The 13,484-nt window shown below is 34.8% G+C and carries 11 protein-coding genes; 2 read left to right on the forward strand and 9 right to left on the reverse strand.

What is annotated here, in order from left to right; translation table 11 throughout:
- Nucleotides 1-380 precede the first annotated feature (380 nt).
- From chrA to MOK21_RS03515, 3 genes are all read right to left on the reverse strand, one after another.
- Complete coding sequence (gene chrA, locus MOK21_RS03505) at nucleotides 381-1,541, reverse strand: chromate efflux transporter (RefSeq protein ID WP_249072596.1); 1,161 nt, start codon at nucleotides 1,539-1,541, stop codon at nucleotides 381-383.
- Between the two features lie 104 nt (nucleotides 1,542-1,645).
- On the reverse strand, nucleotides 1,646-2,491 hold the full coding sequence (locus tag MOK21_RS03510; protein ID WP_249072597.1) for a DUF4179 domain-containing protein: 846 nt from the start codon (nucleotides 2,489-2,491) through the stop codon (nucleotides 1,646-1,648).
- A 494-nt stretch (nucleotides 2,492-2,985) separates the two neighbouring features.
- Nucleotides 2,986-4,176: a DHH family phosphoesterase gene (locus tag MOK21_RS03515; RefSeq protein WP_249072598.1), complete on the reverse strand. Its 1,191-nt coding sequence runs from the start codon at nucleotides 4,174-4,176 to the stop codon at nucleotides 2,986-2,988.
- A 541-nt stretch (nucleotides 4,177-4,717) separates the two neighbouring features.
- On the opposite strand from MOK21_RS03515, the gene MOK21_RS03520 reads away from it, so the two are divergent.
- Nucleotides 4,718-6,367 carry a pyridoxal phosphate-dependent decarboxylase family protein gene (locus MOK21_RS03520; RefSeq protein WP_249072599.1) on the forward strand — a complete coding sequence of 550 codons (1,650 nt, stop codon included), beginning with the start codon at nucleotides 4,718-4,720 and terminating at the stop codon, nucleotides 6,365-6,367.
- A complete protein-coding gene (locus MOK21_RS03525; protein WP_249072600.1) occupies nucleotides 6,345-8,042 on the forward strand; it encodes a methyl-accepting chemotaxis protein in 1,698 nt (565 codons plus the stop codon). The genes MOK21_RS03520 and MOK21_RS03525 overlap by 23 nt, the downstream gene beginning before the upstream one ends.
- An 88-nt stretch (nucleotides 8,043-8,130) precedes the next feature.
- Here the strand turns inward: MOK21_RS03525 and MOK21_RS03530 are convergent, their stop codons facing one another.
- The 6 genes from MOK21_RS03530 to MOK21_RS03555 all read right to left on the reverse strand — a co-directional run bounded on the left by MOK21_RS03530 (nucleotide 8,131) and on the right by MOK21_RS03555 (nucleotide 13,380).
- Entirely contained in the window at nucleotides 8,131-9,066 is a 936-nt protein-coding gene (locus tag MOK21_RS03530; protein WP_249072601.1) for an SDR family NAD(P)-dependent oxidoreductase, read from the reverse strand.
- Between the two features lie 84 nt (nucleotides 9,067-9,150).
- On the reverse strand, nucleotides 9,151-9,720 hold the full coding sequence (locus MOK21_RS03535) for a TetR/AcrR family transcriptional regulator (RefSeq protein ID WP_249072602.1): 570 nt from the start codon (nucleotides 9,718-9,720) through the stop codon (nucleotides 9,151-9,153).
- A gap of 268 nt (nucleotides 9,721-9,988) precedes the next feature.
- Entirely contained in the window at nucleotides 9,989-10,414 is a 426-nt protein-coding gene (locus MOK21_RS03540; RefSeq protein WP_249072603.1) for a GatB/YqeY domain-containing protein, read from the reverse strand.
- A 193-nt stretch (nucleotides 10,415-10,607) separates the two neighbouring features.
- Entirely contained in the window at nucleotides 10,608-10,910 is a 303-nt protein-coding gene (locus MOK21_RS03545) for a hypothetical protein (protein WP_249072604.1), read from the reverse strand.
- Between the two features lie 302 nt (nucleotides 10,911-11,212).
- The gene (locus MOK21_RS03550; protein ID WP_249072605.1) at nucleotides 11,213-11,974 is read right to left on the reverse strand and encodes a formate/nitrite transporter family protein; all 762 of its coding nucleotides are present in this window, start codon (nucleotides 11,972-11,974) and stop codon (nucleotides 11,213-11,215) included.
- A 413-nt stretch (nucleotides 11,975-12,387) separates the two neighbouring features.
- A complete protein-coding gene (locus MOK21_RS03555; RefSeq protein WP_249072606.1) occupies nucleotides 12,388-13,380 on the reverse strand; it encodes a zinc-dependent alcohol dehydrogenase family protein in 993 nt (330 codons plus the stop codon).
- Nucleotides 13,381-13,484: the final 104 nt, after the last annotated feature.

Genomic DNA, 13,484 nt, shown 5'->3' on the forward strand with positions numbered 1-13,484 from the left:
ATAAAAAGATTCCTAGTTTAAGCATCCCTCCTTTTCCCTTTATTCTTTAGTTGTGCAAATTACATGCCAACTTTTCAAAATCAATTAAAAATAATAAGATTATTGTCTAAAAAAGAGCTTTCATAAGCTATTAATCAGTTTTATATCAAGTGTAGCTTTTCAAGTTAGCAGATAAAAAAACGCAGATAATTTTTGCATCATTATGTTTAATGTCATGTAAGTTTTAGTTAAATATTGCTCTAGTAAGCTTTTCTGTTATGCAGATAATTTTTGCATGCAAAATTAAAAGAAACTAGTTTTGCATCAGCGAATACGACGCTTTGCAATCACTAGTTCTCAGTACCCGTTATGATATTTGATTAGAGACTCAATGATTGATTTTAATAAAAAACAATGCCCACTATAACACCTATTATTACAAGTAAATAAGGAGGCATCTTCCAACGCATCAAGTACCATAAAAAAAAGACCGCATTTACTATGTCTAGACCATTTTGAATGCTCTGTATGACAATCGGTTGTATAAAAGCTGCAGCTAATAATCCAACAACTGCTGCATTTGCACCAGCCATCGCCCCTCTTAATCCAGCAAAACGATTAAGAGCTAGCCAAAATGGCATTGCCCCTACTAGTAGCAAAAATGCCGGTAAAAAAATGGCGAACGTAGCGATCATGGCCCCAGGTACTCCAGCTATGACCATACCTATGTAGGAAGCAAATGTAAATAACGGACCTGGGACTGCCTGCGTCATTCCATACCCTGCTAAAAAATCTGACGAACTCATTAATCCACTTTGGACAAATTGTGTCTCTAGTAAAGGCAATACCACATGGCCTCCGCCAAACACTAATGCACCAGATAGATAAAACTTTTCAATGATCGTAAACCATTCATTTTGAATAAGTGGACTGGCCATTGGTAAACCGATAAGAAGTATAACAAACAGCGTTAAAAAATAGCCCCCTGTCGTTTTTGAAATAGGCCTAACCATTTCTTTTGGGTCATCTCTTTGATGGATCTTCTTAAAAAATCGATAGCCTATAAGAGAAGCAACGATAATAGTCGTTACTTGAGCAAGTGGATGGACCCAAAAAAGAACTATGACAAAAGCCAAGGAAGCGATTATAAAATGGCGAATGCTAGGGATTAATTTTTTTGACATATCCAAAATAGCTTGCGCTACAATTGCAACAGCTACCAATTTCAAGCCATGCGTCCAGCCCATATCTAGCCCTGTGTATGAAGAATAATACGCAAATGCCATCAGCAGCAAAACTGATGGCATTGTAAAACCAAGAAATGCCACAATGCTCCCGAATATACCGCCTCTTAATAAACCGATGCCCATTCCTACCTGACTCGATGCTGGCCCAGGTAAAAATTGACTGAGTGCAACAAGCTGACTGTAGTCATCATCAGATAACCATTTACGCTTTTGAACATATTCATTTTGAAAATACCCTAAATGTGCAGTAGGACCTCCAAAAGATGTACAACCTAATTTAAGCGAAATGAAAAAGATCTCCCAAAACTTTCTCAATATCTCCAACTACTTTCCTTATCATATATTTTCATATTACAGGAGAGAAGTTTCCATTTGGTTTAAGATATTGTAAAGTTTTTCAAAAAATCGAACGGGATTTTTTACGAATCTCCAATTTTAATGGCAGAGCCAAGCTCACTGCCATTTGCGGCAATCGGAATTAGTTCATAGCTCTTTCCTGTTAAATATAATGCATCGAGTCGGACACCCCACTTCGTATACTCTTCATTTAAAGGATACGCTAAATTAAAAGGCCAAGATTCCCCTGTTGCTGATTGTATTTTAAAATGTAATGCTTCATTTAACAGGCTATTTTCAGAAGAAAAGTAAATCGTTGTTGATATTGGTGTAGATACAACTTTTTCTATTGTTATTTCCTGACCATCCAACAGCTTCACTTTTTTCTCAACCGGGAAAATCTTTCTATCTTCTTGTAATTGCTCTTGTGAAGCTTCTACTTGAAATTCCCACGGCTCATCAATCTTTTTTTCCCCGTTCCAATCGTTATAACGAATATCTAAATTTAACGTTTGTTCCTCTGGAAGCTCACTTAACTTCACACTACTATAAATTGTATAGGTTTTATCGAATTGTTGAATGGACTGCCCTCCATTTCTAACCGTGAACTCTTTTCCATTCACAAAAACTTGTGGGAAGAAAAAAATTTGATAGTCGAAATTCAAGTCCTTTACTGGCTTAAAGGTAGCATTCAATAATATTTGGTTATCATCAATTATTATTTCATTTAACGTTAAACGACCAAGACTAGTTTCAGTCGTTTTACCGACAACTGTTTTGTAGGCATCAAAATTCAAATCCTTATTAAATAAAAAATAAAAAACATGTACACAAGTAGCTACTATTAAAAGCAATACTACAATAAACCATATTTTCCGTCCTCGATTTACCTTAGGCTGACTTTCACTAAGAAGCATATCATTGGACATCATGTACACCTCATTTTAAGAAAGTATGTCTACATCCATTTCGCCTTGGCGTAATGAATGAAGATAATTGCTTTTTATTTATTGTAGTTTTCAGTTGAACATTATATAACCTCTAACGATGTCTAGGTTTGGCTGATTTCGCTATGTATGTAAAGGAATAATGTCTATTCCTTTACTATTGTTAAAAAACTCGAAGAACAAAATGATCAAGAAAATATTGGTGATTGTTTCAACACAGAAGTGAGAATATATATGTTTCTAAGGTCTGGCTTTCCAGAGTGCAAACTTCAACCCACTTTCTTCGCTTATGTTGTTGTTGTCGCTCGAGCCTTCGCACAAAACACATCTTGTTGAAGTTTCGTTTTATCACTAGCGACATGCCTGAAGATATATGCTATGTTAAGCGGTTGATTGTAGTGGAGACTGGACGCCCCCAGGAAAGCGCCCAGTCGGAACGGAGATCAACCACCCGTTTTGCCGTAGATCTATATCCCTTACTCTTGGTGTCGAACCTTTTTGGCCTCTTCCATTAAATAATCTACAAACAACTCATCTTTAACCAACCATGCTTGATAATTTCTTTTTAAAAACCATTCCGCTTCATAAAAACTTGTAAAGATTTGGTCTAATGGCAGTTTGTTTTTTTCAATTACCCAATCTAAATCACTTATTGAATATAGGAGGAAAAATTCTTCCTTAAGGTTTTTATACATTGTCCCAAAAGAAGAAAACCTTAAATTATAGCGATTTCGTTTCGCATCCTCTGGTATTGGATCTATATGAAATGTTTGAGCCACATACTGCTCATAAGCTTCATCTGTTAAAGAGCACCCAGCTGCCTTTTGATGCCCTCCCCCTCCGAATTGTGCTGCAATTGCCGAAACATCTATATGATCATGAATTGTACGAAAAGATATTTTTTTGCCACCCATATTTAATATTGCTATAAAATCAAGGTGTACATTTTCTTTTCCTAATTCATTACCCAGCTCTGAATGATACGATTCTGCATAAACCACACCTGTAAAGTATTCGCCTATCGATGTTTGCACTAGCTCTCTTTTTTTTCGACGGATATACCGTTCTACTTTCTCTTCTTCCATACTCAAAATTTTCTTTTCAAATTCATCAAAATCAAAATGTTCGCTTGTTTTTAAACGGTGAAGCATTTTTTCTTCAAATTCCTCAATGGATACTAAAAAAAAGAGAGCATTCAGCCGGCGAGCTTGCTGATTATCATTCTTTTCCCATTCCCATGTATCATACTGTCTCACTAACTCTACAAAATCTGTAATGGCATTCGTTTGTTCTAAATATCCATGGGCAACAAGATACTGATAAAATAAAGACGTTGCTGATGTTAAATAGCCATCTTCACCTTCTATTATTACTTTACCCCATTCATAATCGTTCAAATGATAAGCTGTTTTATGATGATCAATCAGTTGAACATTGCCAGTCGCGGAATAATAATCATTTAATCTCTTTTCATTTTCCTCGTTTGGAGATAAATCGGTAATAAACAAAAATGTATCCTGTTGGTTATTGTCTAAAAAATACTCAATTTCACGATCTAGCGATGAAATTGAATTGTACTTTACTTTTACTTGGTCTTGAAAGGCAAGCTTGGCTAAAACCCCACAGCCTACCCCATCTAAATCATTATGCGATAGCAATTTATACATTTTTTCACCTCTACGGTAGTATGGATTATCATTGTAAAAATTATCAGTATTGTAAGGCGTATGAATGATTGCATGGAAATTAGCACCTGATTTATATCTAGATATTATTCAACCAGGCTCTTTTATCTGCTGCATCTTATATAAAATGATATAGAATTAAATTGCAGCACTAGAAGTTTTTATTCCTAATAGTCATAAAGCATTAAAATATTCACGTTCAATAAAATTATTATTTTCATAATAATTAATATTTAAAAATTCACTACCACATTACACTCCTTCATCATTCTCTTTTCAACAATTCATAAAAAAAGTTATAAACATCCTTTAGAAATCAACATTTTCGAATATAATCTATGACAATATTTCTTCCTATATTTAGCTTTAATACAAATCAGATTATTTAGAACTAACTGAAATTAATTATCCTATAAAATATAAATTCATTTTTTACTATAATATGTTATTATAATTTTGGTAAAACTACCTATTTTTTAGGAATAAAATATAAAGGAAAAATGAACTAAAAAGGAAGATGTATATGAAAAAAATCCAACAATTATTCCAAAGTGAAGATGGAAATATCGAACAAAGAGAGAGTTTTTTAGCCCTATTGGAGAAAATTGTTTCATCATTGGATGCGTTAAAAAACACAAAAACAACAACTCTCGGACCAATGAAAGAGCGCTCTGACAATTTCTATAAAGAGTTAATGCAAGAAAATGATGTACCAACTTCGGGTGTAGGACTTGAACAAGTTGTGAATGAATTAACACAATTGATGCAAGGGCATCCTTACCATACACGCAACTTTGTAACGAACGTTTTACCAATGGCTAGCATTCCCGGAATATTAGGACAATTCACAAATGCTCTGCTTAACGGCAACAATCTATGGGATGTATACGGACCTGCTGCTGCTGAATGTGAAGTAAAAGTAGTCGCAATGATGTCGAAGTTAGTTGGCTACGACTATACACAAAGCTTTGGTTACACAACTTGGGGTGGACAAGGAGCTGTCTTCAGTGGACTTCGTCTTGCTATCGCTAAACAATTCCCTAACGCTAAAGAAGATGGCGTACCGAATAATTTATATTGCTTCGCTTCAGAAAATGCTCATTACAGCTTATTAAAATCTATTGAAGCAGTCGGCATTGGTAGCAAGCATTTAATTCGTGTGAAAGCTGGAAAAGACCATTCTATGGATACTGATGACCTACGAGTACGTATGACTGAAGTTATCGAAAATGGTGGCATTCCCGTGTATGTAGTTGCTACAACAGGCGCTACCGATCAGTTTGCCATTGATGATGTACAAGCAATCAAAAAAGTTACCACTGACCTTGAAGAAAAGTATTCCTTAAAATCTATACATATTCATGCCGATTCAGCTTTAGGTGGTTTTTATGCCTTTTTCAATGATTACGACTTCAAGGCAAATTCACTTCAGTTAGAGCCTAATGTTTTACAAGCATTACAACAAATTAGAGAACGTATGCAATACCTCCCTATTGCAGATAGTCTTTGCTTCGATTTCCAAAAGCTTGGTCAAACACCGTATTTAACAAGCTTATTCTTAATAAAAGAAGGCAAGCATTTACAGTTATTAGATATCGATGACTTCGACACACCTTATGTAGGTAATCGCGGCTATGGTTCTTATCATACAGGTTATACATTAGAGTGCTCTCGTATGGGTAGTTCAATTGCTATTTATGCTGCATTACAAGCGTTTGGTAAAGAAGGCTACCAACAAATATTAGCAAATTATGTGCGTGTAAATTTAGCGTTCCGTGCGCAGTTAGCTGAGAAAACACCAATGTTACAAGTAGTCAATGAGTCTAATATTGGACCAGTTACAGCATTCCGTTTGTATCCTGAAGGCTTGAATTGGGAATCTGAACAATCAGGTAGCTATACACAAGACCAGATTGAATATATTAATGGTCTTAACGCTTCTTTATTCGAAATTATAGGAGAAGGTCGCGACGAAGTATTTTTCGGTGATACGACACGTGTTTGTACTGTCAGCACTAGCGATACTAAACAACAACTTCCAGTCGCTGCTGCAAAATTCTTTTCAATCTCTCCTTATACAGAGACTGAACATATTAGTGATATGATTCATTTCTTACAACAAAAGGTGAAAGTATTGGAGGCTGCTAAAGTTGAATATAGCCAAAAAATTTAAAAGTTCTTTACTCTATAAATATATTGCAAGTTTTACTATTCCCATTGCTATTATTTCGGTAATATTTAGTATCGTATTATTTATTTTTTCTTATCAGATTATCGATAATTTTGTTATTAAACAATTTGAGTCTTCATTAGAGGTTGTATCTCAAACAATTTTTGATGATCTAAACAAAGAAGATGTCAAAGCTGCAGATAACGGTGATAAGAAAAAATATGAAGAAATATTAAATGAATTAAATGAAACAATTGAAGAGTATGATATTCAAAATGCTTTTGTTATATCGCGTGCAAATGGCAAAGAACATATTGTGGCATTAAGTAAGAAAGATGACTATCAAGAGGATTATGTTTTTAGTAATGACATGAATGAAGCGTTAAATACTGGAAGCGCTCAAATTAGTGATATTTATAAAGATGAATACGGTATTCATAAATCGATTTTTATACCATTTAAAGATACTGATATTCTTTTTGGTTTAGATATGGACGCCTCCTTCATTTCTAAACTGCAAACTAAGACTCTTTGGACTTGTATCATTATGACCGTGATGTTTTTGATATTCGGTATTATTGTGGCTTACTTCATTAGTAAAAGCATCATAAAACCAATTAAAAATATGACGAACTATGTTGGTAAGGTGGCACAAGGAGACTTAGCTGTTGAATCCCTTCAAATAAAGGGTTCCAATGAAATTGCACAGCTTTCTGAGGGCATTGAAAATATGACAGAAGACTTACGCTCACTTATTCAGCAAATTGCTGAAAATGCTGAGCAAGTAGCTGCGATGTCTGAAGAGTTATCGGCAAGTTCTGAGCAAACAAGTGCCTCTATACAACAAATAACATCTTCCATGCAAGAAGTAGCTGCTGGGTCAGATAAACAGACTTCCTCTATTGAAGAGGTAGAAAGTAATATTACGACAATCTCCACAAAGATGTCTGAAGTTGTATCAAGCGTTAATGATGTCACTACAAAAGCATTTAGTGCATCTTCTATTTCAGAAAAAAGTAATACGACGATTCAAAGTGCTACAGAAAAGATGGTTGTCACATCTAATGCTATTCAAGAGACATCAGAGGTTGTGAAACGTTTAAACACTTACTCAAATGAGATTGGCGACATTGTAACCTTAATTAATGAAATTACAGATCAAACAAATTTACTCGCTTTAAATGCATCTATAGAAGCAGCACGTGCCGGTGAGCATGGAAAAGGCTTTGCGGTTGTAGCCGAAGAAGTACGTAAACTTGCTGACCAATCATTAGCAGCAACTAACAGTATTCGGACACGTATTGAAACGATTAAAGAAGAATCTGTGCAAGCTGTGAAATCTATGGAAATTAGTAGTAGTAACCTTGCAGAAAGCTCAACTACTTTTAATGAATCCGGTGAAGCCTTTAAAGAAATATATTCGCATATTACTTCACTTACTCAAGAAATGGATTCTGTTAATAACATCATTTCAAGTATTAATGATGGCGTTAATAGCATTGCAATTTCTGTAGAGGAAGTTGGTGTTGTAGCCGTTCAATCATCTGGAAACATTCAAAATGTGGCTGCCGCTTCCGAAGAGCAATCAGCTAGTATTGAAGAGATTACTGCTTCTTCAAATAATTTAGCTGAGATGGCGCAGCAACTTCGAAATATTATACAAAAATTTCAGCTATAAGAAAAACTAATCACAAAAATCCGCTATACTTTCTGTAGGTAAGATTTTACCAACAGAAGTTTATGCGGATTTTTTACGCTTAATAGTCCTATGCTCTTTTTTTCATCCATGCAATCGTTTCTTCAAGCCCTACTTTATATGAAGTACGTGGTAAAGCACCTATTTCCTTTTCATATTTCTCCCCACTTAAAATGACTGGTTCTTCTGTTAAATACAACATTTCAACTATTTCTTTCATAGAAGGACTAACTATTCCAAATAGTCGGATCATGCCTTGAGAAACTGTACGAACGCCTTTTTGATAGCCAGTAATTTCACGTAAAATTTCTACTAGTTCCTCTCCTGCGATTGGATGAACAGCTGGCACGTTCCAATTCTGATTATAGGTGTCGTCTCGTAATGCAAGCTCAACCATAGCCTTTGCGCCATCAACTGTATAAAGGAATTCCCTTTTCACTTGCATATTCCCTACAAAATTAGCTTTTTTACCTTGTACAACATTTTTTAATGTTTCATAGAGTATTGTATTCTCTGCATTTGGTCCGTATAAATCAGGGAAATGTACTATTAACGAGGGTACTTTACTTTTTTTCAATTTATTTTCCATCGTTAAACGAATCTTTCCTTTTTTCGTCTGTGGTTCTTTTCTAACTTGCTCTATTACAGGATTTGTCGATTGTCTCCCATAAGCATAAATATTGTCTACAAGTGCAATCTTTGTTCCTCGCCTTTGGGCAATTTTAATCACCATATCTATGCAACGCATATGGTACTTATCCCAATCCTGATATGGAAAACTAACAGCATGAAAAATAATATCAACACCATCTGAAGCATTCATCATGAGCTGTTCATTAAATACATCACCTGAAATAATTTCGACGTTTTTGTGATGCTGAAAAAGTGCTACTAACTTTTCTTTATTTCTAGCAAATGCCTTCACCTGTATATTTCGATTTACTAGTTCATTTACAAGAGCATAACCCATACCACCAGATGCCCCAATCACTAATGCTGTTTGCAAAATTAATTCCCCCCTCGATTAATTAACCACTGGTCAAACAACTGCAAATTGAAAGCTCTAGATATTTTTCTAGAGCTACTATATTTATGTTAAAGCCTTCATGAGAAATTTTGCATGTGCATCCACTGCTTGTTTCGCTTCCTCATAATTTTTTACATAATGACGATAATGTGCAACAAATCCATGAAGTGCAATGAATGTAGAGTGTATCTCTGAAATCAATAGTTTAGTCATTGATAAGGACTGTACAGACTGTGCAAATTTTTCATAGCTAAGGTTCGCTGCCTCTTGTGAAAGCCCATCAATTTCTCTATCTCTTATCATAAACATTAATTCATACTGGCTTTGATTATTTAAACCAAAAGCCATATAGCCTACAAAAACGTTCAATAGTTTCGTATTATGATCCCCAGGACCATTCACGGTTTCATCCAACGTGTTATTCAGTTCAGAAAAATAATCACCTAATATTGCATAAAATATTTCTGCTTTATTTTTAAAATGATAGTAAATAGCCCCATGACTACAACCAAGCTCTTTAGCAATACTCCGCATTGATACTTGGTGAAAATCCTTTGTGATAAATTGCTTATGAGCTTCATTTATAATCATTTCTTTCGTCAAATCTTTTGTTGACGGCTTTCGTGGTGACATATTACCCTCCTTATTGACCAGTGGTTAATAATCAGTATATAGGTATTTTCATTTTTTGACAATAGGGACATTACGTAGAACAATAATAATGTGTGTGCCCACAAAACAACCTCCTACTACTTGAGGAGGTTGTTTTGAGTTGTTATAAGTCTTTTTTGTTTGTTTATCGTGAGTAGCCATCGTGTTAGTTATACGCTATCTTTGATTGGCGTAGACTGGCATGAAAAAGTGCCAAACATTCACAAAGATTTCCTTGAGCACTTTGTTTCTAAATTAGACTCTTCACAACTTTTGAAATAACAGCACCTTCAGCCTGGCCAGTTAACAAAGGTTTTGCAATTTTCATTGCTTCTCCCATGTTCATTCCTTTTACAACCCCAGCTGCCACAAGTTTTTCTACAATTTCTTCTTCCGTTAATTGCTTCGGTAAAAATGATTTTAGAAGGACTAATTTTGCTTCCTCTTTTTCAATTAAATCAGCTCGCCCTGCATTTTGAGCGCCCTCTAAAGCCTGATTTGTTTGCTTGACTTCACGATTGACAATCGCCATTTCTTCTTCAGACGATAAAGCGTCTCCCTTTTCTTTTTCAGCTAAATCAAGAGCAGATTTCAAAAGTGATAATACACCTTTTGCTAAGACATCCTTTTCTTTCATTGCCTTTTTTAATTGTTCGAATACCTCTGTTTTTAACAATGTTTTCACTCCTTCGTAAAATTCATTATAGCAAAAAAATACCGTAACCTTAAGGGATACAGTAAGTTTGATTTAACTTCTATCAATGAATGTCTTTTGTACCCAATATGTAGCGACAGGTACAGAAATCTTCCATTACTATTTGGTGCTATAGATGAATATAGGATCAATTATGCAGAGGCAAAAATTGATGCTATTTTACTTGTTTAAGCATAGATACTTCAGCTTTTGTCGTTATTACATCCACTGATAAAACATCAAATTTTGCATCTACAAGACCAATTTTTCGACTTAAATTTTGTTCAACTTTGTCTAGTCTTTTCTCCAATACTTCGTTTTTTTCTTCTAGTCTCTTTTCAATTGCTTCAATTTTTTCTCCCAGTCTCTTTTCAACTGCTTCGATTTGTTGCTGAAGGTCTGATTTCATGTCTTGCATTTGCTTCGAAAGCTCTAAAATTGCTTGAAGGATCGTATGTTGGTTCACTTCTTTTTCCATTTTCGACTTCCTCCTCTCTTTTATATTCACATAATCTATAAAATTCACAGCATTAATCACATTAACATCCATAAAAAAGGTAGAGTTACATAAGCAACTCTACCTGTCATTCTATCTATCTTTTATTTCTAAGTCAAAATATTAATAGTTGAAATCTATCAGATATTCTTCCATTAACTAATTCGCAAAGCTTTAAATCCCCTGTTTAAAAGAGGCATTACACTCACTTTTAAATTACCATGAAGCGTAGTGTTTTACTTCGAATTCAAACCATGGAAAGAACAATAACACGATCTAGTGAATTATTTCTCTCTGCCATTTACCCAATAAACAAGTCCAATAACGGCTCCCCCAATAATATTACCGATTGTTACAGGTAATAAATTTGAAAATGCTCCCGCATAGGATACGAGTTCACCATGAGGTATTAATAGAGCAAGAGAAAACAATGTCATATTTGCTATACAGTGCTCAAAACCGATTGTGACAAAAGGAAAAATACAGCAGAAAATCATCACTAATTTCCCAGTCTCTGTTTTTAATTTATAAGTACACCATACAGCCAAGCATACAAGTAAATTACATAAAATACCTCGACATAAAAGTTCAACGAAACTAGCATTCATCTTAGCTGAAGCCAGTTTTTCAATGTAAGCCGCTGTGTCTCCCACTGCTAGCCCAGAATAAAAGAATAATGTGGCTGCTAAAAGAGAACCAAAGAAATTTCCTATGTAACTAAACGTCCAAATGCCTAACATCTCTAATGGTGATGATTTTTTTGATAGTGTACTAACGGTTAAAACTAGATTATCTCCAGTAAATAAATTTGCCCCAGCCATCATGACCATACTAAGTGCCACACCAAATGCTAACCCTTGTAAGATTTTCATACTTGGTACCTCAGTTGGACTTAATAAGCCACCAATAGTAGTGATGAGCAAAATTCCAAATCCGATAAAAAGTCCGCCGAAAATGGCTAACAACAAATAATTAGCAGACTTATGCTTCATCATGTTAATTTTTGTTTCAGCTGTTAAACAAACTGAAGAAATTGCTTCTTTCATACTTTCATCTCCCAAACAACATCAAGCTATTTTAAATAACTCGTTTTTAGCGCTGATCTTAAGTAGTCATCTAGTTTCCACTCTAACCAACTTTTATACAAGGCTACATTTTAACAAATATTATTCCAAAATATCGTTAATTAGCAAATTTAAAGTAAATTCCTCCAAATTAACATATATTTATGCATTTTAGAATCTCTTTTAGTTCATTTGGATTAAAGGATAAAAAAAGATAGTGCACGAATTTCATTGTTTCTCCATTATCTAATTTTTTTTTACGGGTATCTATAATGCTGATGAGGCTTGTGTGGCATCGAATGTTCATTTAAAAATAATTGATGGTATTTAGGCTAGCAATACTACTTATAAAATAAAAAAAACGAGGGGTAAAAAACCATTACCCTTCGTTTCTATTAATAACTTGTTAAAAATATCTTTCCTTTAGTAGTTTTAGATGATTCAACAGCCGTTATCGCGTTTTTAATGTCTAACAAATCATAATGAGTATCAACCGTCATCATTTTTAACTTATCACTATTAACTAGATGGATTAAATGATGAAATGTATCTTGCCATCTTTCTACCGATACTTGCTTATTCCAATGACGCAAATGGAACATATTGGCATGTACATTTGCTTCTTTAACGATTCTCTGCCAATTCACTTGCACACCTGATAAAAGACCAATAGCTAAAAAGTTCCCTCCAGATTTCAGACAGAAAGCAAGATCATTGCCCGCCACCCCTCCAATAGAATCAATAGCCGCATCAGCACCCCTACCATTTGTTAGTTCCATTACTGTCTCATAGAGTGGTGCTGTTGAAGTATCTATTACATAGGAAGCGCCAAGCTGAATTAAATCGTCCGTATGTCTATTATTTCTCGTGACCGCGATTAATTGAAAACCTAACAATTTAGCTAGCTGTGCAAATATATGTCCAATTGCGGACCCACAAGCATTCACTAATAAAACATCATTTGGCCTTAATTGTAATATGTCCGTACAAGTGACCCAAGCTGTCATTGGGTTGATATACATTTGCGCTGCAGTAAAATCATCGATAGAATCTGGAATGGCCACTGCGAATTCTGCGCTTGTTTTTACAATTTCCTGCCAAGTTCCTTCTCCTCGTAAAGGCAATACACGCTTTCCAATAAGACTTTGAGAAACACATGGACCTACATCCTCTACAATACCGATCCCTTCATAGCCAGGAATAGTCGGTAAAGAAATCCGATGAGCATAACTCCCCCATATTGGTATTAAATCTGAAGGGTTAATAGGTCGCGCAAGCATTCGAACAAGAATTTCTTGTTCTTGAGGGGGATGAATTGTTTTATTTTCAAACTTTAAAACTTCCCGAGGGCTTCCAAATTCATATAATTTAATGCATTTAGCTTTCAATAAATTAACTCCTTTATGTTTGATTGCTGAATTTTTTTCACAACTATTCCGAAGTGAAACTCAGGGAAGCTTCCTTCATCCTCACCGATTATTAATCTTCACCA

The sequence above is a fragment of the Lysinibacillus sp. BPa_S21 genome, from assembly GCF_023337795.1.
In the GTDB taxonomy this organism is placed as follows: domain Bacteria; phylum Bacillota; class Bacilli; order Bacillales_A; family Planococcaceae; genus Lysinibacillus.